General features: G+C 58.8%; 19 protein-coding genes. 16 read left to right on the plus strand and 3 right to left on the minus strand.

Features of this window, described 5'->3' with window-relative positions; all coding sequences use genetic code 11:
• Positions 1-127 precede the first annotated feature (127 nt).
• Positions 128-439: a DUF1476 domain-containing protein gene (locus XMD517_RS02750; protein WP_173487421.1), complete on the minus strand. Its 312-nt coding sequence runs from the start codon at positions 437-439 to the stop codon at positions 128-130.
• Positions 440-679: 240 nt separating this feature from the next.
• Here XMD517_RS02750 and purC point away from each other — a divergent pair, with 240 nt between their 5' ends.
• The 5 genes from purC to XMD517_RS02775 all read left to right on the plus strand — a co-directional run bounded on the left by purC (position 680) and on the right by XMD517_RS02775 (position 5,663).
• On the plus strand, positions 680-1,444 hold the full coding sequence (gene purC / locus XMD517_RS02755; RefSeq protein ID WP_173487422.1) for a phosphoribosylaminoimidazolesuccinocarboxamide synthase: 765 nt from the start codon (positions 680-682) through the stop codon (positions 1,442-1,444).
• A 104-nt stretch (positions 1,445-1,548) separates the two neighbouring features.
• Complete coding sequence (purS, locus tag XMD517_RS02760) at positions 1,549-1,779, plus strand: phosphoribosylformylglycinamidine synthase subunit PurS (RefSeq protein ID WP_055191851.1); 231 nt, start codon at positions 1,549-1,551, stop codon at positions 1,777-1,779.
• Positions 1,779-2,447, plus strand: a complete 669-nt coding sequence (gene purQ / locus XMD517_RS02765) for a phosphoribosylformylglycinamidine synthase subunit PurQ (protein WP_173487423.1) — start codon at positions 1,779-1,781, stop codon at positions 2,445-2,447. Before purS ends, purQ begins: the two co-directional genes overlap by 1 nt.
• 81 nt (positions 2,448-2,528) lie before the next feature.
• Positions 2,529-4,283, plus strand: a complete 1,755-nt coding sequence (locus XMD517_RS02770; protein ID WP_173487502.1) for an ATP-binding protein — start codon at positions 2,529-2,531, stop codon at positions 4,281-4,283.
• Between the two features lie 45 nt (positions 4,284-4,328).
• Positions 4,329-5,663: a sigma-54 dependent transcriptional regulator gene (locus XMD517_RS02775; RefSeq protein WP_055191855.1), complete on the plus strand. Its 1,335-nt coding sequence runs from the start codon at positions 4,329-4,331 to the stop codon at positions 5,661-5,663.
• Positions 5,664-5,936: 273 nt separating this feature from the next.
• Here the strand turns inward: XMD517_RS02775 and XMD517_RS02780 are convergent, their stop codons facing one another.
• Positions 5,937-8,048: a tetratricopeptide repeat-containing sulfotransferase family protein gene (locus tag XMD517_RS02780; RefSeq protein WP_173487425.1), complete on the minus strand. Its 2,112-nt coding sequence runs from the start codon at positions 8,046-8,048 to the stop codon at positions 5,937-5,939.
• Positions 8,049-8,383: 335 nt separating this feature from the next.
• Here XMD517_RS02780 and XMD517_RS02785 point away from each other — a divergent pair, with 335 nt between their 5' ends.
• The 8 genes from XMD517_RS02785 to XMD517_RS02820 all read left to right on the plus strand — a co-directional run bounded on the left by XMD517_RS02785 (position 8,384) and on the right by XMD517_RS02820 (position 14,575).
• Positions 8,384-8,953 carry a 50S ribosomal protein L21 gene (locus tag XMD517_RS02785; RefSeq protein ID WP_173487503.1) on the plus strand — a complete coding sequence of 190 codons (570 nt, stop codon included), beginning with the start codon at positions 8,384-8,386 and terminating at the stop codon, positions 8,951-8,953.
• Between the two features lie 21 nt (positions 8,954-8,974).
• On the plus strand, positions 8,975-9,244 hold the full coding sequence (gene rpmA / locus XMD517_RS02790; protein WP_055191863.1) for a 50S ribosomal protein L27: 270 nt from the start codon (positions 8,975-8,977) through the stop codon (positions 9,242-9,244).
• 220 nt (positions 9,245-9,464) lie between these two features.
• Positions 9,465-10,004, plus strand: coding sequence for a GNAT family N-acetyltransferase (locus XMD517_RS02795; RefSeq protein ID WP_173487426.1), 540 nt, complete (start codon positions 9,465-9,467; stop codon positions 10,002-10,004).
• A gap of 23 nt (positions 10,005-10,027) precedes the next feature.
• Complete coding sequence (locus XMD517_RS02800; RefSeq protein ID WP_173487427.1) at positions 10,028-10,534, plus strand: GNAT family N-acetyltransferase; 507 nt, start codon at positions 10,028-10,030, stop codon at positions 10,532-10,534.
• Positions 10,531-11,037 carry a GNAT family N-acetyltransferase gene (locus XMD517_RS02805; RefSeq protein WP_173488088.1) on the plus strand — a complete coding sequence of 169 codons (507 nt, stop codon included), beginning with the start codon at positions 10,531-10,533 and terminating at the stop codon, positions 11,035-11,037. The genes XMD517_RS02800 and XMD517_RS02805 overlap by 4 nt, the downstream gene beginning before the upstream one ends.
• A gap of 113 nt (positions 11,038-11,150) precedes the next feature.
• Positions 11,151-12,182 carry a GTPase ObgE gene (gene obgE, locus XMD517_RS02810; protein WP_173487429.1) on the plus strand — a complete coding sequence of 344 codons (1,032 nt, stop codon included), beginning with the start codon at positions 11,151-11,153 and terminating at the stop codon, positions 12,180-12,182.
• Positions 12,170-13,288 carry a glutamate 5-kinase gene (gene proB, locus XMD517_RS02815; RefSeq protein WP_173487430.1) on the plus strand — a complete coding sequence of 373 codons (1,119 nt, stop codon included), beginning with the start codon at positions 12,170-12,172 and terminating at the stop codon, positions 13,286-13,288. The genes obgE and proB overlap by 13 nt, the downstream gene beginning before the upstream one ends.
• A gap of 39 nt (positions 13,289-13,327) precedes the next feature.
• Positions 13,328-14,575, plus strand: a complete 1,248-nt coding sequence (locus tag XMD517_RS02820; RefSeq protein WP_173487431.1) for a glutamate-5-semialdehyde dehydrogenase — start codon at positions 13,328-13,330, stop codon at positions 14,573-14,575.
• A gap of 102 nt (positions 14,576-14,677) precedes the next feature.
• On the opposite strand, the gene XMD517_RS02825 is transcribed toward XMD517_RS02820, so the two are convergent.
• Complete coding sequence (locus XMD517_RS02825) at positions 14,678-15,277, minus strand: histidine phosphotransferase family protein (RefSeq protein ID WP_173487432.1); 600 nt, start codon at positions 15,275-15,277, stop codon at positions 14,678-14,680.
• Between the two features lie 28 nt (positions 15,278-15,305).
• Here XMD517_RS02825 and XMD517_RS02830 point away from each other — a divergent pair, with 28 nt between their 5' ends.
• The 3 genes from XMD517_RS02830 to XMD517_RS02840 all read left to right on the plus strand — a co-directional run bounded on the left by XMD517_RS02830 (position 15,306) and on the right by XMD517_RS02840 (position 17,319).
• Complete coding sequence (locus XMD517_RS02830; RefSeq protein WP_055191879.1) at positions 15,306-15,494, plus strand: DUF3553 domain-containing protein; 189 nt, start codon at positions 15,306-15,308, stop codon at positions 15,492-15,494.
• Between the two features lie 113 nt (positions 15,495-15,607).
• Positions 15,608-16,444: a GNAT family N-acetyltransferase gene (locus tag XMD517_RS02835; RefSeq protein ID WP_173488089.1), complete on the plus strand. Its 837-nt coding sequence runs from the start codon at positions 15,608-15,610 to the stop codon at positions 16,442-16,444.
• Positions 16,441-17,319, plus strand: coding sequence for a 1-acyl-sn-glycerol-3-phosphate acyltransferase (locus tag XMD517_RS02840; RefSeq protein ID WP_173487434.1), 879 nt, complete (start codon positions 16,441-16,443; stop codon positions 17,317-17,319). Before XMD517_RS02835 ends, XMD517_RS02840 begins: the two co-directional genes overlap by 4 nt.
• Positions 17,320-17,487: the final 168 nt, after the last annotated feature.

The raw sequence follows: 17,487 nt of genomic DNA on the forward strand, positions 1-17,487 counted from the left end.
AGGTAGATTTTCATAGGCCTGGGGCAGGGGACACATATCCTGATCGGGTTCTGATCGGGCCTTTTTCAGACCAGACATAAAAAAAAGGCGCCCCGCGCGGGACGCCTTTTTGAGCCGTGTGGGCCGCTTACGCGTCGCCCATCATCTCTTCTTTGACCTGTGCCAGGATCTCAGCGCGTTTCGCGCGGACCTCTTCGGCGGTCACGGTGTTCAGGTCGCCCACAACCTTGCGCACGACGTCCTCATGGCCAGCCTCTTCGAAATCGGCAACGATGACTTCTTTTGCATAGGCTTCGGCTTCATCGCCGGTCTTGCCCATTTTCTCAGCCGCCCACAGGCCAAGCTTTTTGTTGGCGCGCGCCTCGGCTTTGAAGATCATTTCTTCGTCATGAGCAAACTTGGCTTCAAAAGCTGTTTCGCGGTCGTCAAAAGTGGTCATTCCGGTTTCCCTATCCTTGGGTGAATACTCTGTTGTCTTTGATATGCCAATCGCGGGCCAGTCTCGCAACCCCGCTAGCGCTCTCACCGGCCAGAAATTGCATTTGTTTTGACAAGAATAGCAGGAAACACGGGATAATTCTGCCCAATTCTTGCCTCAGCGCAAGGAAATGCGTATAGCGCGTGCAACAGGCAGGAGTCGCGTGACTCCTGCAGGCTGCACTTCAATGGCGGAGATCCCATGGCACGGCGCAAAAAACTTTACGAAGGCAAGGCAAAGGTTCTGTATGAAGGGCCGGAAGCGGGCACTCTGGTGCAGTATTTCAAGGACGATGCCACTGCGTTCAATGCCGAGAAAAAAGACGTGATCGAAGGTAAGGGGGTGCTGAACAACCGCCTGTCCGAGTTCTTCATGAACGGCCTGACCCAGATCGGTGTGCCGAACCATTTCATCAAGCGCCTGAATATGCGTGAACAACTGATCCGCGCGGCCGAAATCGTGCCGTTGGAGGTGATTGTCCGCAATTTCGCCGCAGGTTCCATGGCCAAGCGCCTCGGGCTTGAGGAAGGCACCAAACTGCCGCGCCCGATTGTCGAGTTTTCCTATAAGGATGATGCGCTTGGCGACCCGCTGGTGCCGGAAGAATATATCATGGCGTTCGGATGGGCGTCTCAGCAGGAACTGGGGGAAATCGTCGACATGGCGCTGCGCGTGAACGACTATCTCTCTGGTGTCATGTTTGGTGTCGGCATCAAGCTGATCGATTTCAAAATCGAATTCGGTCGGGTCTATGATGGTGATTTCCCGCGCCTGATCCTGGCGGATGAAATCAGCCCCGACAGCTGCCGCCTTTGGGATATCGAGACCGGGCAGAAGCTCGACAAGGACGTGTTCCGCCGTGATCTGGGCAGCCTGACGGATGCCTATACGGAAGTGGCCCGTCGCTTGGGGGTGCTGCCCTCGAACGTGACCCATGCCAACACCAAACCGACCCTGATCAACTGATCCCTTTCCGGCGCCCCGGCAAAACGCGTGGGGCGCCGCAAGACCTAAATCCCGGGCAAAATTCATGCAGAGTTTTGGTCCAGCGCTAAGAGAAGGAAGTGCAGATGAAAGTCCGTGTAGACGTGATGCTGAAAACCGGCGTTCTTGACCCGCAAGGCGAGGCCGTGCGCCATGCGCTTGGCAATCTGGGGTTTGACGGTGTGGAAAAGGTGCGTCAGGGCAAGGTGATCGAACTGGATGTGGCCGAGGGCACGTCGGAAGATCAGATCAAGGATATGTGCGAAAAGCTGCTCGCCAATACCGTGATCGAAAACTACGCCATTCAGGTGCTGTGATGAAAGCGGGGGTCATTGTATTTCCGGGCTCGAACTGCGACCGCGATCTTGCGGTGGCGTTTGAGCGGGCCGGCGCCGATGTGACGATGATCTGGCACAAGGACACGGACCTGCCCGAGGGGCTGGATATTGTGGGCGTGCCGGGGGGCTTCTCCTTTGGGGATTACCTGCGTTGCGGCGCCATTGCGGCGCAGTCGCCGATCACCAGATCGCTGATCAAACACACCGAGCGTGGTGGTTATGCAATCGGGATCTGCAACGGGTTCCAGGTGCTGACTGAAACCGGCATCCTGCCCGGTGCTCTGATGCGCAATTCGAACCTTAAGTTCATCTGCAAACCGATTGGTTTGAAAGTGGAAAACACGGATTGTGATTTCACCGCCGGCTATGAGCAGGGGCAGGAAATCACCGTACCGGTTGCGCATCACGACGGCAATTACACCGTGACGGATGAAAAGCTTGCGCAGCTGCGTGACGAGGGGCGGATTGCCTTTACCTATACCGACAACCCCAATGGATCGACCGGCGATATCGCCGGGGTGATTTCCAAAAACCGTCGCGTCCTTGGTATGATGCCGCACCCGGAGCGCTGCGTGGACAAGCTGCATGGTGGCACCGATGGGGTGGCAATGTTCCGCTCGTTGGTGGACGCTGTGGTGGCTGTTTAAGCAGATCGTCTTGTGACCCCCGGCCATGGCGCGTAAACTTGCGCCATGGCGGACAACACCCAGAAACGCACCCAGAAATTGATGACTGATGCTCCCGCTCCGCGCCCCGGGGTCTCTCTCAGGGGACGGTTGGCGCTGCTGGTCCTGGTCAGTCTGGCCGCTGCGGTTATTTTCTTCTCCAATCGCTGGCTGACCGAACGCTATACCGAAACCACCCGCAACCGGGCTGAACTGCGGGTGGCGCTTTATTCCGGCAACCTGATCAGTGAATTGCAGCGCAATTCGGTTGTGCCTCTTCTGTTGTCGCGCGACCCAGCCCTGATCAACGCCCTGAATTCCGGGGATTTTGCCCATAGTTCTGCCCGGCTGATTTCCTATCTGGATGAGATTGAGGCAAAGTCGCTTGTGCTTCTGGATGGGGATGGGCGGATTGTGGCGGCGACCAATCGGGAAACGCTTGGGGAAAGCCATCGTTCGGAGCCGCATTTCGTGGATGCGCTGCGCAGCTCTGAAACCGTGTTCTCGGCGGTGCCGACCGAGGCAGGGGCCTATGAATTCACCTATTCGCGCAAGATTGAAGCCGGCAACAAGGTGATTGGCGTGATTGTGGTCGAGGTCGACCTGCGCAAGTTTGAAAAAAGCTGGGCCGGGATCTCGGACGCTGTTCTGGTGACCAATTCCGAAGGGAATGTGATCCTGGCCACCGAAGCCCGCTGGCGTGGCAAGCCAGAGAATGAAGCGCTGGAGGCGGTCCCGGCAATGGCCGCGATCCGGCGCAATTTCCGCAATTCCGCCGAATGGACCGCGCTGCCCTCGGAAATGCTGTTCCTCGGGGAAGCGGTGATGCGGCAGGAGGCGCGGGTCCCGTTTCAGGGCTGGCGCATTGCGTCTTTCACCTCCTACGCCTCGGTGCGTGAAAAGGTGAATGCGGTTCTGTCGCTGGAAATCATGGCCTTTGCCATGCTGCTGTCGCTGACCTTTTACCTGATCAGCCGCCGGGCCCAGTTCCGGTCGGTTCGCTTTGCGCAGGAATCCGCAGATTTGCGGTTGCTGAACAACCAGTTGCAGCGCGAAATTGCCGAACGTCAAAGGGCTGAGAAGAACCTGCAGGTGGCTGAGCAGACACTGGCGCAAAGCTCGAAACTTGCCGCCCTTGGCGAAATGTCCGCTGCCGTCAGCCACGAGCTGAACCAGCCTCTGGCGGCGATGAAAACCTATCTTGCAGGGGCCAAGCTGCTGCTGCAACGCAAACGGCCTGACGAAGCCCTGTCCAGTTTCCAGCGCATCGATGATCTGATTGAGCGCATGGGCGCCATCACCAAGCAGCTGAAATCCTATGCGCGCAAAGGGGGCGACGCGTTCGAACCGATGGATGTGCGCGAATGTGTGTCTTCCGCGCTGTCGATGATGGAGCCTCAACTGAAAAGCCGCGAGGTGCGCATCACCCGCAATATTCCACGAGATCCGGTTATGGTGATGGGGGATCGGTTGCGGCTTGAACAAGTGTTGATCAATCTGATGCGCAATGCGATTGACGCGACCAAGACGGTTGAAGCGCCGCAGGTTGATATTATCGTCAGCCGCGGGGATTACGCGTTGATTTCAGTGCGCGACAATGGCGATGGGGTGACGGATCTCGACAACCTGTTTGAGCCTTTCTACACCACCAAGGCCCCCGGAGACGGGGTTGGGCTTGGCCTTGCGATCTCTTCCGGCATTGTCAATGATTTCGGTGGGCGGTTAACCGCTCGTAATGGCCAGGATGGCGGTGCGGTGTTTGAAGTCGAGTTGCCGCTGCTGAAAGAAGACGACAGTGATATTGAAGCCGCCGAATAAGGTGGCCATATGAATGCAGTGCCCGTGAGGGAAAGAGGAGTGGTCATGGCCCAGGTAATGAAAATTGCAATCGTCGATGACGAACAGGATATGCGGCAGTCAATTTCTCAGTGGCTGTCCCTGTCGGGATTTCAGACCGAAACCTACCCGTCGGCAGCGGATGCGCTGAAAACCATCGGCGCGGATTATCCGGGTGTCGTGGTGTCGGACATTCGAATGCCCGGCATGGACGGGATGGATTTTCTGAAAAAACTCATGTCGCTGGACAGTTCGCTGCCGGTGATCATGATCACCGGTCACGGCGATGTGCCGATGGCGGTTGAGGCGATGCGGGTCGGGGCGTTTGATTTTCTCGAAAAACCGTTCAACCCCGACAATATGACAAGGCTGGTCAAGAAAGCATCCCATAAACGCCGCATGGCGCTGGACGCGCGCGCGTTGCGAAAAGAGCTGGGCGATGGCTCGACCATCATGAAAAAGCTGATCGGGGCCTCCCCGGTCATGTCGCGCCTGCGCGAAGATATCCTCGATATCGGTCAGTCAGACGGTCATGTGCTGATCGAGGGGGAAACCGGCACCGGGAAAACCCTGGTGGCGCACGCGCTGCATGCGGTTGGGGCAAAAGCGGGAAAGAAATTTGTTGTGGTGCCCTGCCTCGGCCAGGACGAAGAGGATCTGGGCCGCCGCCTGTTTGGCCCCATGGAAGAGGGCGGACAGCAGCCTTATGTCGAAGAGGCGCGGGGGGGAACCCTGGTGCTCGAAGATATCGAAGCATTGCCAATGGCGCTGCAGGCCCGGCTCCTGACCTGGATCAACGATCAGGGCACCCCGGCCGAGACCCGCATTGTCGCAATCTGCAACCTGCAGGAGCAGGGCAAAACCTGCGAAGATTGCCTGCGACCGGATCTGTTCTACCGTCTTGCCGCCATGAAAATCACCCTGCCTCCGCTGCGCCAGCGCGGCGAGGACATTCTGATGCTGTTTACCGGTTTTGCCGACCAGTTCGCAGAGGAATATGGATGCGCCGCCCCCACCGTCAGCGTGCAGGAAGCAGCCCAGCTGATGCAGGCGCCCTGGCCGGGCAATATTCGCCAGCTGATCAATATTTCGGAACGTGCCGTGCTGCAGTCGCGCCGTGGATCGGGCACCATTTCGTCCCTGTTGATGAATGATCACGAAGAGGCGCAACCGGTGATGACCACCGAGGGCAAGCCGCTCAAGGAATATGTGGAAGCGTTCGAACGGATGCTGATCGACAACACGATGCGCCGCCACAAAGGATCAATTGTCGGCGTGATGGAAGAGCTTTGCCTGCCGCGCCGCACCCTGAACGAGAAAATGGCGAAATACGGCCTGCAGCGCGCCGATTATCTGCAATAAAACGTTTCGACTTTAACCTGAGACAGGGAAAAGTCGAAACGCAGTCAGAAATGTCAATGATGTGGGCGTTTCGGAACAAACATATGTGTCAAGTTTATCCTGAAACGCTTCAGGCGCAGCCGAACCAGATCAAAACCCAAAAGGGGCACCAATAGTCGGCGCCCCTTTTTTCTTGCTGAAAATACCTCGGGGTGAGGCTGAAAGCCGAGGGGCAGAGCCCCTGAATTTCCCTGATGATGGTCGATTACAGCTCCTGACACGCGCCTTACGCGATCAGTCCTCTGGCACGCCGTCCAGCCCCTTCAACCCCTCCAGCATAACCGCCAGCTTGTCTTCATACTGGCGCCAGCGGCCGATCGAGGAATTGTAAAGCGGCTGGCGGGCCTGGTGGATCGACAGGGTCTTCACCTTCCGCTTGTTTTCATAGAAGGACAGGCAGGCGTCCTCCCAGTCCAGCTCACAGAATTTCAGCAGCTTGCGCACCTCAGTTTCCGGGTCCGAGACCAGCTTTTCATATTGGATCTCATAAATCCGGTCCGCGGCCAGCTTGCGCCATGCAGCCAGATACTCAGTAAACAGGCGATAGACCTCAACCAGATCTTCCTGGTCATTGGTGTAGGTATGTGCCCCGCGCACGAAGCGGTTTTTCAGCATCGAAAACAGGTTGTCGCGTGGATCACGGCGCAGGGCGACAATCTTGGCTTTGGGAAGGGCGAGCCAGACCAGCGGCGCCACTTTATAGGTCGAGATCGATTTGTCCGTGACGATATCCGTGTCCGGGAATCGTTTCAGCACCGCTTCGCGATACTCGCGCCCGATCTTTTCCAGCGTTGCGTTGGGCAGATCGTTGATGGAACCGCCATTTGCGACCACTTTATTGGCATGGGTAAACCCGATTGTGTGAAACAGGGACATCTCATCCCCGCCGGTGACACGGGAATGGCTGGCCAGAATCTGCTCGACCAATGTGGTCCCGGATCTTGGCATCCCGGTGATGAAGATTGGGCTGTCCTCCTGATAGCCCACCTGACCGATACGTGACATGTCCATCCCGTCGACAAAGCGCATCATCTTGGTGAAATCGGTCTGCTCTTTTTTCTTGTCATGGGGGAACGCCTCCAGCGCCATGGCATTGGCGGCCTCCAGATAGGGCCAGACCTTGTCGAACTGCTTGTTGTCTTCCATCAGTTTGACCAGCGCATAGGCCAGATCCACCCGTGCGGGCAGATCGGGGTCATTTTCCCACAGCGACAGCATTTCCTGGGCGATCGGATCCTCCAGCGGCAGCTTGCGCCCGCCGCCGATCTGGCGATACACCGCGCCGGATTTCAACCCGGCCTCCAACGCGGTTTTCAACAGGGTTTCGGCCTCTTCAAACTTGCCTCTCTGCTGCATCAGGTTGCCAGTGATCGTGACCACACGCGTATGGGTCGGCGCGCGTTCAAAGGCATCGCGCGCAAGTGCCAGCGCCTCTTCGGGCTTTCCGGACTGATCCAGCGCAACCGCGCGCAGCGCCGTTTGCTCAGGCGTGTTTCGGATCGCTTCTGGCAGGGCATCATAATCCGCCAGCGCTTCATGCGGGCGTTCCAGCATGATCAACGTGTCAATGCGCAGAAGACGCCCCAGCTGATTGCCCGGATCGATTTCCAGAAGGCGATCGAAATAGGGCACTGCGTCATGCGGGCGGCTCAGTTCTTTCAGGACAAATCCCATATTGCCCAGAAGTTTTGGATTGGAGGGAACCTGTTTATGCGCCTGTTCCAGCAACTCATGCGCTTCGTGAAACCGCGACTGTGTGGACAGAAGCTCACCGTAATTGATCATTGCCTCCGCATAATCCGGGGCGATCTCAAGCGCCCTGCGGTAAGCGGCTTCAGCTTCGCCGGGTTTGCGCATGGCGGTCAGGGTGCCGCCGAGGATCAGTTGAATGATCTCGTTTTCCGGATGGGCGGCGGCCAGGGCCAGGGCTTCTTCATTGACCGCTGCCACGTCGCCAGAGTTGAACCGGGTCAGCAGCTCATTGATCTTGGCAGAGGGGATGCCCACGGATTTGCGTACCGTGTCGGAATTGCTGCGGGTCATCTGCGCCAGAAGTTTCTTCTGCCCTGACGCCGAAATGCCCACCTTTTTCATCAGTTTCTGGGCGCGCTTGACCGCGGCCTTGTCCCCGAGCATAGACAATGCATTGGCATAAAGTGACCAGATTTTCGGATCACGTGGAACAAGCCGCGTCGCCTCGTGAAAGGCGCTGACCGCATCCTTGAAACGCCCCTGTGTCATCGCCGTCTGCCCGGACCGCAACGCTTTTTGCGCCTGGGCAATCGCCGGGTTGGCCGACGGGGCAGGGGCAGGACGCCCGGATGCCTGGCTGGCCAGCGGAAACATCGGGGGTCTTGAATTGTTTTGCGACATGGTGTTGGGTCTCCGCGAGCAGGCCATCCGGGCCGGGCCAAATTCTTCCTACTGGCTATCGTGACAGCCATGGAGGCGCAAGAGGGGCGCAGGCAATAGCGCAACCGCGGCGCGCATTTGCCGTTATTATTCTTGACTTATCCCGATTTTCCACCGATAAGCCGCCAATCCGGCTGAGGGATCCCTTTGCCGGAACGATTAATCTCTGCCCAAACGGGCGCGCCGTTCGAGGCATTGGTGGGACCAACCCACCGCCGAAACACCGGGAGATCCGGGGCCGTAGGACGCGGAAAATGAAGGAAGACCAAATGTTTGCGGTTCTGAAAACCGGCGGCAAGCAATACAAGGTTCAGGCTGGTGACATCCTGCGCGTTGAAAAACTGGCTGCTGAAGCTGGCGAAACCGTCCAGTTCAACGAGATTCTCATGGTTGGCGCCACTGTTGGCACCCCGGTCGTCGCTGGCGCCGGTGTGCAGGCAGAAGTGATCGACCAGATCAAAGGCGAGAAAGTCATTCACTTTGTGAAGCGTCGCCGTAAGCACAGCTCCAAGCGCACCAAAGGTCACCGTCAGCAACTGACGCTGGTGAAGATCACCGAAGTGCTGGAAAACGGTGCTGACAAATCGGGCGTGAAAGCTGCGATTGGCGCAGGTTCGGTTTCGGGTGCTGCGGCCCCGGCGGCCAAAAAGGCTGCTCCGAAAGCCGAAGCCGCTGCTGACGATCTGACCCAAATCACGGGTGTCGGCCCCGCCGCCGCCAAAAAGCTGGCAGATGCCGGCATCACCACCTTCGCCCAACTGGCCGCTGTCGACGTCGAAACCTTCGATGCCGTCAAAGTGAAAGCCGAGTGGGTTGAGCAGGCCAAAACTCTGGCCTAATCTTAACTAAGGAGAGATAGCATGGCACATAAAAAAGCTGGCGGTTCATCCCGTAACGGCCGCGACTCAGCCGGTCGTCGCCTTGGTGTAAAGAAATACGGTGGCGAAGCCGTCATCCCGGGCAACATCATCGTGCGTCAGCGCGGCACCAAGATGTGGCCGGGCGCCAATGTGGGCATGGGCAAAGACCACACCATCTTCGCAACCAGCGAAGGCAAGGTGCAGTTCCACAAAGGCCTGAAAGGCCGCACCTTTATTTCGGTTCTCCCGGTGGCGGAGGCCGCTGAGTAAGCCGAAACCTGCAAGGTTTGAAAAATCCAGGGGCCGGCGTGATCGCCGGCCCTTTTTCTTTGGTCCGACGCCTCCCATATGGGGTTTAGGAAAATTTAACCATTTTGACGTCATGCTCCTCGCGCGAACCATGGTGGGGCAGGCAATCAACAGGCAATTCCGGGGCATGGTCCAGCCTGGACCCCGGCTGGAAGTCAGAGCTTTTCGAGGAGGGAAAGCCATGATGCATGATATGATTACCAATCAGCCCGTGATCGAAGCAGATCGGTTCGTGCTGCGCCCGGTGCGCAAATCCGATGCGGGTCCAATGGCGCTTTATGCCAGCGACCAGCGTGTCGCCAACGGCACCCGCTCGATCCCCCATCCTCTGCCGCCCGGTGCGACCGAAGGGTTCATTGCCCGCGCGCTTGAAAGCACACGCAAGCAAGAGGTCTGGGTGATGGATGGCGCCCGGGATGGCCAGCGGGAAGTTCTGGGGGTGATCACACTGTCCCGTCTTGATCGCAACCAGTCAGAACTGTCTTACTGGGTGGCGCCTGCTTTCTGGAATGGCGGCCTCGCGTCCGAGGCGGTTCGGGCGCTGATCGAGGCCAACCCGCTGGATAACAGCACGATCTTTGCCTCGGTCTTTCAAGACAGTCCCGCCTCAGCCCGTGTGCTGACCAATGCAGGGTTCGAATATATCGGGGATGCAGAAAGCTTTTCCGTCTCGCGCAACGCCGCGGTGCCAACCTGGACCTATTCGCGCAAGCTTGCCTGAGGACCGGATGAAAAGGGTGGGGCATGTTGATCGAAACTGAGCGGTTCACGCTGCGCCCTCTTTCGGTGCGGGATCGTGACCAGGTGGTGAAGGGGCTGAATGACTACGAGGTCACAAAATGGCTGACCGTCGTTTCCTTCCCCTATGGTCCGGCAGATTTTGACGGGTTCTTGGCGTTTCTTGAAGACAAACCCGTCCATGAGGCGCTGGCCATCTGCAAGGGAGAGGGTGTTCTGGGCGTGATCGGGATTGGCGACAGTCTGGGATATTGGTTGGCCCGCTCTCATCAGGGGCAGGGCGTCATGACTGAGGCGGCGAGGGCACTGGTCGATTGGTATTTCTGCAATACGGATGCCGACACTCTTTTGTCCGGTCATTTCCATGGCAACCATTCGTCGCGGAATGTTCTGACCAAACTTGGATTTATGTCCACCGGGCAGGTGGAGTCGGCCTTTTGTGTGTCGCAGAACAAGACCCTGGATCTGGTCAAGCTCTGCCTGACGCGTGCGGATTGGGAGGAGCGGACATGATGACGCGCCTCGTAACCCGGCGACTTATGATGCGCCGGACGGAGCCCGCGGATCTGGAGGCCCTGCACGCGCTTGTATCGCATCATGATGTGGTCAAGATGACGGCAACCTGGCCCTGGCCTGCGGAGCGCGATCATACCCGCGTCCGCTGCGTGCCCTCAGATCCGCAATTGGGCATGGTGGGACAGGTATTTCACAAAGGTGAGCTGGTGGGCAGTATGGGGATCGCGTCGCGGGACGGCCAACTGCCCGAAATGGGCTATATGTTCGCGCCTGCCCATTGGGGCCGGGGATTTGCCACGGAGATGGGGCAGGCGCTGATCGCGCATTGCTGGCAACGCTATGACTGGACCGAAATATCGGCCTGTGTGTTCGGGGACAACCCCGCCTCGGGCCGGGTGCTGGAAAAGCTTGGCTTTGTTGCAACCGGCCCCTGTCGGGGATATTGTCGGGCGCGCGACGCGGAGCTTCCGACACTCACCTATCGCCTGTCCCGCCCGTAAGCCCACGGTTTTCGCGGCTTATTGCGCACAAAGCCCTGCAAAGACTTGAGCACGCGCTCATTTCCCTCTATCGCCAGTATTCACTACCACAGCCCACCAGAAAGGCACATGTCATGAAATTTCTCGATCTCGCCAAGGTCTATATCCGCTCTGGTGGCGGTGGGGGGGGCTGCGTGTCTTTCCGGCGCGAAAAGTTCATCGAATATGGCGGACCGGATGGCGGTGATGGCGGCAAGGGCGGGTCCGTGATTGCCGAAGTGGTCGAGGGGCTGAACACCCTTATTGATTTCCGCTATCAGCAACATTTCTTTGCCGATAATGGCCGCCCCGGCATGGGTAATCAGCGCACCGGCGCGGATGGTAAGGATATTGTGCTGCGCGTGCCGGTCGGGACCGAGATCCTCGACGAAGATCAGGAAACCGTGCTTGCCGACCTGACCGAAGTGGGGCAGCGCGTGGTGCTGGCCAAGGGCGGCAATGGTGGCTTTGGCAACCTGCATTTCAAATCCTCGACCAACCAGGCGCCGCGTCGCGCCAATCCGGGGCAGCCGGGGGTGGATCGCACCATCTGGCTGCGCCTGAAATTGATTGCAGACGTCGGGCTTCTGGGGCTGCCCAATGCGGGCAAATCAACCTTCCTCGCGGCGACCTCAAATGCGCGCCCCAAAATTGCCGACTACCCGTTCACCACGCTGCACCCCAACCTCGGTGTGGTCGGCGTGGATGGCGCGGAATTTGTGGTGGCTGACATTCCCGGCCTGATCGAAGGCGCCTCCGAAGGGCGCGGTCTCGGTGACCTGTTCCTTGGTCACGTGGAACGCTGCGCGGTGTTGCTTCACCTCGTCGATGGCACATCTGATGATGTGGCGGGCGACTGGCAGACCATCATCACCGAGGTCGAAGCCTATGGGGATATCCTCGGGGGCAAGACCCGCGTGACGGTTCTGAACAAGGTGGATGCGCTGTCGGATGAGGAACTGGCAGAAAAACAGGCTGAGCTTGAGGCCGTGGCCGGCCCGGTCCTGCTCATGTCCGGGGCGGCGCAGAAAGGCACGATCGATGTGTTGCGGGCGCTGCGCCGGGAAATCTCGGAAGATCGCATTCGCCAGAAACCCGCAGAGGAGCCCGAGAAATGGCAACCCTGAGCGGGACACTGGCCAACGCCCGGCGCATTGTCGTCAAGATCGGGTCGGCATTGCTGGTTGATGCGCAAACAGGGGCCCTGAAATCGGATTGGCTGGCGTCGCTGGCAGAAGATGTCGCCTGGCTCAAGGGGCGGGGCGCTGACGTGGTTTTGGTGTCTTCCGGCTCCATCGCGCTGGGACGAGGGGTGCTCGGGCTGACACCGGGAACCCTGTCGCTGGAACAGGCGCAAGCGGCTGCCGCCGTGGGGCAGATCCGTTTGGCCCGTGCCTATGAGCAGGCGCTGGCCCATCACGGTGCCACCACCGCACAGGTGCTGGTCACGCTGGAAGACAGCGCAGATCGCCGCCGCTACCTGAATTCTCGTGCCACGCTGGAGACGCTGCTGTCCCTGGGCGCGGTGCCGATTGTGAATGAAAACGATACGGTAGCAACGGATGAGATCCGTTTTGGCGACAATGATCGCCTCGCGGCGCAGGTTGCCGTCACCATCGGTGCCGACCATCTGGTGCTCCTGTCGGATGTGGACGGGCTTTATACCGGAAATCCGCGGGTCGATGCCTCTGCCACCCGGTTTGACGTTATTGACGAGATTACCCCGGACATCGAAGCGATGGCGGGGGATGCGGGAACCGGTCTGTCAAAGGGTGGCATGAAAACCAAGGTGATGGCCGCCAAAACCGCAACCGGGGCAGGTTGCGCCATGACCATCACCGAAGGGTCGCGCTTCAATCCCTTGAAAACGCTGGAAGAAGGGGCACCGAGCACTTTGTTTGTTGCACGCACGGACCCCAAGACATCACGCAAGAAATGGATTGCGTCGATGAAGCCGCAGGGCGATATCGTTGTGGATGCGGGTGCTGCCCGTGCGCTGGGTCAGGGAAAGTCCCTGCTGCCCGCCGGTGTCAGTGCCGTCTATGGCAGTTTTGGTCGTGGGGACAGCGTGACCATTCATGGCCCGGATGGGGTGCATATCGGGTCGGGTCTCAGCCGCTATACCGCAGACGAGGCCCGCGCCATTGCCGGAAAACGCTCTGACCAGATCGAGGCGGTTTTGGGCTATTCCGGCCGGGCCGCACTTATTCATCGGGACGATATGTCCCTGTAAATCAAAAAGCTAAACGAAAAACTTCACACGGAGAGTGAGATGAGCGACGACATCAAGACGATGATGACCCAGATCGGTGAACGCGCAAAAGCTGCGTCCAGGGAACTGGCCTTCGCTCCATCCGAGGCAAAGGAAACCGCGCTGATTGCGGCCGCAGAGGCCTGTTGGGCGCGGCGGGATGAAATCATTGCCGCCAATGTGCAGGACATGGCGTATGGCCGTGAAAAAGGGTTGTCGGATGCGATGATGGATCGCCTGATGCTCGACGAAGACCGGATCCAGGCGATGTGTGAGGGGTTGCGCACGGTTGCCCGGCAGGATGATCCGGTCGGACAGGTGACCGAAGAATGGGATCGCCCCTCGGGGCTGCATATCAAGCGGGTGCGCACCCCTCTTGGTGTGATTGGCGTGATTTATGAAAGCCGGCCGAATGTGACCGCCGACGCGGGCGCGCTCTGCCTCAAGGCCGGCAATGCCGTCATCCTGCGTGGGGGATCTGAAAGCTTCCATTCCGCTGGTGTGATCCATGCCTGCCTACAGGATGGGCTGCGTGCCGCCGGGTTGCCCGTGGATGCCATTCAACGCATTCCGACCCGTGACCGCGCCGCCGTCAGTGAACTTTTGACCATGACCGACCATGTGGACGTGATCGTGCCGCGCGGGGGCAAAGGGCTGGTTGGTCTGGTGCAGCGCGAAGCCCGCGTGCCGGTTTTTGCCCATCTCGAAGGCATTGTGCATATCTATATCGACAAGGATGCAGACGCGGAGAAGACCGCGCGCGTGGTGATGAATGCCAAGACCCGACGCACCGGCATTTGCGGAGCTGCGGAATGTCTGCTGATCCATAAGGACGCGCAGGAGCTGGGCCAGAAAGTGATCAATGATCTGATGGCCGCCGGGGTCGAAGTGCGCGTGGGCGCCGGGCTGTCCGGCAGCGTTGCCGCAACCGAAGATGACTGGGGCAAGGAATATCTTGACCGCATCATCGCCGCCAGGCTGGTTGAGGATGTGGATGGGGCCATTGCCCATATCAACCGGTATTCCTCGTCTCACACCGATGCGATCATGACGGAAAATGACGCCACCGCGGCACGGTTCTTCACCCGGCTCGACAGCGCCATCCTGATGCGCAATGCCTCCACCCAGTTTGCAGATGGGGGCGAGTTTGGCATGGGGGCCGAGATCGGCATCGCCACCGGCAAGATGCATGCGCGTGGACCGGTGGGGGCAATGCAGCTGACCAGTTTCAAATATCTTGTGGAAGGTGACGGCACCACCCGCGCCTGATCCCGCTTTGAAAATCAGCAAAAAGGGCGCAAAAAATCCCGCGCCCTTTTTCTTGCGCCAAATACCTCCGCCGGAGGCATTGCGCGCAGCGCAAAAACTACTTCAGAATATCACGTTGATCGAATTGTCAGTCAGGGTGACCTCGGCCTGGCGCCCCTGCCGCGCCAGTTCCGGTGCAATCAGGGCATAATGAACCTGCGCGGGCAGAACGTTGGTGGTTTGGTCCGGCTCGGTAATCAGCGCCCAAAGTGCGGGATCGGTGTTGAACCGGTCGGCCTCGGCCCAGAGGCTCCAATGCCCGTCCTGTTCCGTCACCACGATCTTGCCGCCCCAGGGCATTGCCGTTTCCATACATTGCAGGACGAGAAACGCGAGCTTGACCTGACCGCGCGGCTGATCGCCAACCGGGGTCCAGTGAATTTCAACCCTGCGCCCTTCGCCTCCCGCGGAAAGCACCGCACGGATTTCACGTTCAGCCACATTTTGCCCGTCATTGGCAGATCCGAAAGCCACGCGGAAAAACCGGATCCTTGCATTGGCATTCTGCACACTTTCCGAGATCAGAGCCATCTCCGGGCTGTCCCCAAGGCCAGACAACTCCAAAAGCTCAACCCCATTGCTGATTGCGCCCAAAGGGCTGATAAGGTCATGGCAGATCCGTGATCCGATCAGGGCGGTCAGGTCTCTGGTCTCGGTGGTCATGGGGTGCTCCTGTCAGGAAAGGCTAGATATGAATTCACTTCTGGAACCGGGGATGCTCGTGCGCCATCCCATGCAGCCTGATTGGGGGCTTGGGCAGGTGCAAAGCAATATTGGTGGCAAGGTGACCGCCAATTTTGAACATGTCGGCAAACAGGTAATTGATACGAACGTGGTAGAGCTCATGCCGGTTTTCGATAGTGATGACACTCAATCCTAGACAATTGGTTAAGAAGCGGCAACCAATGCGTGTGCGTGGCGGCGTTGCATCGCGTAAGGGCTCGACGTAAAACCGCGTTGGAAACCGGTGCCGGTGTATGAGGACAAAGCGACATGCAAGGGGCAGAGCCTGTGTTTGAGCTGAGATTGGCGCGTGATGCGGCGGATCTGCGCGCAGCCCAGCGTTTGCGCTATGATGTGTTTGTGCGGGAACTGGGCAGCGGCGGCCCCCTCGTGGACCACGACCAAAAGCTGGAAAAAGATGTGTTCGATCCCTATTTCGATCACCTGATTCTGTTTGACCACGCGCGCGCTGGGTCTCCTGCGGTTGGGGTGTATCGCCTGATGCGGGGCGAGCGGATGACAGCAGAGCAGGGCGGTCCGGGCCGGTTCTATTCCGAAGATGAATATGATCTGACCGTGCTCAAAACCTCGGGTCGGAAACTGCTGGAGCTTGGGCGATCCTGCGTGCATCCCGATTATCGTGGCGGCACCGCCATGCTGCATCTGTGGAACGGTCTGGCCAGCTATGTCGCTGAACATGAAATTGAAATCCTGTTCGGGGTCGCCTCGTTCCATGGCACGGATATCGACGCCTTGAAGGGGCCTTTGTCCCTGTTGCACCATCGCCATCTGGCCCCGCCAGAGCTGCGGACCACGGCGCAGCGTGACGTTTATCAATCCATGAACCTGTTGCCCGAAGACCAGATCGACCGGCCCGCCGCCATGCGCGCTGTGCCTGCGCTGATCAAAGCCTATCTGCGTGTCGGTGGATTTGTGGGAGATGGCGCCTTTGTCGATCACGGCTTCAACACCACCGATGTCTGCCTGATCATGGATACCAAGCGGATGAGCGCCAAGCACAAAGCCTATTACACCGAGGGCAAGACCGGCCCCAGAAATACGGGCCCCAGAAATACGGGCCCCAGAAATACGGAGCAGAAGACATGACCGCTCTTTGGCGTGGGGAAGAGGAGCCAGGGGCGTTTCGTCCCGGATGGGCAGGCGGCATTCGGGCTGTCCTGCGCGGTGTGCCCCTGGCCATCCTCGTCTTTGGCGGCCTGCTGGTGCTGCTGCTTGTGCGCCTGATTGAGCGCCCCTTGTTTGGGCTGCATCGTCCGATCACCCCTTATATCACGCAGTTTGTCTGTCGATCGGCGTTTTTCGTGCTGGGCATCCCGTTCTCCGCGCGTGGTGGGCAAATGCGCGAAAAGGGCGCGGTGGTGGCCAATCACGGGGGGTGGCTTGATATCTTTGCCCTCAACGCCAAGAAACGGGTCTATTTCGTGTCAAAGGCCGAGGTCGCTTCCTGGCCCGGGATCGGCTGGCTGGCCCGCGCGACCGGTACGGTGTTCATCAAACGTGACCGTAAAGAAGCGGCCAGCCAGATCGGAATATTTCGGGATCGTCTGTCCGCAGGGCATAAGCTTTTGTTCTTCCCTGAGGGCACGTCTTCGGACGCGCGCCGCGTTCTTCCTTTTAAATCAACGCTTTTCGCGGCGTTCTTTGCACCTGAACTGCGCAGTTTCATGTGGGTTCAGCCGGTCACGGTGCGGTATTTTGCCCCCGAAGGAGAAGACCCGCGCTTTTATGGTTGGTGGGGGGATATGGCTTTTGCCCCGCATCTGCTGCAAACTCTGGCGGCCCGGCGTCAGGGCCGGGTTGAGGTGGTCTATCACAAACCGGTCAAGGTGACCGATTTTGCAAACCGCAAAGCTCTGGCAGCCCATTGCGAACATGAGGTGCGCAATGGGCTGGGAGAGTTGGATGTCGAAACCACGGATCCCGCGGTGCTGGCGGATCTGGGCAGCGTGCACCAACCCTGAATTGCCGGTTTTCCAACCGGAATTTTGCCGCTAGATTGCCGGGGAAAGGATATACCAAGAGCAGCTGTCGGGTATATCTGTTACATCAATACAGCGTTTCGGCTTTAACCTGACAAAGGGAAAAACCGAAACGCGGCAAGAGAGATCAATAATGCGGGCGTTTCGTGA

The sequence above is a fragment of the Aliiroseovarius sp. xm-d-517 genome, assembly GCF_013283135.1.
Taxonomy (GTDB): Bacteria; Pseudomonadota; Alphaproteobacteria; order Rhodobacterales; family Rhodobacteraceae; genus Aliiroseovarius; species Aliiroseovarius crassostreae.

Coding starts and splice junctions, on each gene's coding strand:
- XMD517_RS02835 (WP_173488089.1), top strand. CDS start 15,608: ATGCAAGGGGCAGAGCCTGTGTTTGAGCTGAGATTGGCGCGTGATGCG.
- XMD517_RS02750 (WP_173487421.1), bottom strand. CDS start 439: ATGACCACTTTTGACGACCGCGAAACAGCTTTTGAAGCCAAGTTTGCT.
- XMD517_RS02785 (WP_173487503.1), top strand. CDS start 8,384: ATGTTTGCGGTTCTGAAAACCGGCGGCAAGCAATACAAGGTTCAGGCT.
- purS (WP_055191851.1), top strand. CDS start 1,549: ATGAAAGTCCGTGTAGACGTGATGCTGAAAACCGGCGTTCTTGACCCG.
- XMD517_RS02800 (WP_173487427.1), top strand. CDS start 10,028: ATGTTGATCGAAACTGAGCGGTTCACGCTGCGCCCTCTTTCGGTGCGG.
- XMD517_RS02780 (WP_173487425.1), bottom strand. CDS start 8,048: ATGTTTCCGCTGGCCAGCCAGGCATCCGGGCGTCCTGCCCCTGCCCCG.
- XMD517_RS02840 (WP_173487434.1), top strand. CDS start 16,441: ATGACCGCTCTTTGGCGTGGGGAAGAGGAGCCAGGGGCGTTTCGTCCC.
- purQ (WP_173487423.1), top strand. CDS start 1,779: ATGAAAGCGGGGGTCATTGTATTTCCGGGCTCGAACTGCGACCGCGAT.
- XMD517_RS02820 (WP_173487431.1), top strand. CDS start 13,328: ATGAGCGACGACATCAAGACGATGATGACCCAGATCGGTGAACGCGCA.
- XMD517_RS02825 (WP_173487432.1), bottom strand. CDS start 15,277: ATGACCACCGAGACCAGAGACCTGACCGCCCTGATCGGATCACGGATC.
- proB (WP_173487430.1), top strand. CDS start 12,170: ATGGCAACCCTGAGCGGGACACTGGCCAACGCCCGGCGCATTGTCGTC.
- purC (WP_173487422.1), top strand. CDS start 680: ATGGCACGGCGCAAAAAACTTTACGAAGGCAAGGCAAAGGTTCTGTAT.
- XMD517_RS02775 (WP_055191855.1), top strand. CDS start 4,329: ATGGCCCAGGTAATGAAAATTGCAATCGTCGATGACGAACAGGATATG.
- XMD517_RS02830 (WP_055191879.1), top strand. CDS start 15,306: ATGAATTCACTTCTGGAACCGGGGATGCTCGTGCGCCATCCCATGCAG.
- obgE (WP_173487429.1), top strand. CDS start 11,151: ATGAAATTTCTCGATCTCGCCAAGGTCTATATCCGCTCTGGTGGCGGT.
- XMD517_RS02770 (WP_173487502.1), top strand. CDS start 2,529: ATGACTGATGCTCCCGCTCCGCGCCCCGGGGTCTCTCTCAGGGGACGG.
- XMD517_RS02795 (WP_173487426.1), top strand. CDS start 9,465: ATGATGCATGATATGATTACCAATCAGCCCGTGATCGAAGCAGATCGG.
- rpmA (WP_055191863.1), top strand. CDS start 8,975: ATGGCACATAAAAAAGCTGGCGGTTCATCCCGTAACGGCCGCGACTCA.
- XMD517_RS02805 (WP_173488088.1), top strand. CDS start 10,531: ATGATGACGCGCCTCGTAACCCGGCGACTTATGATGCGCCGGACGGAG.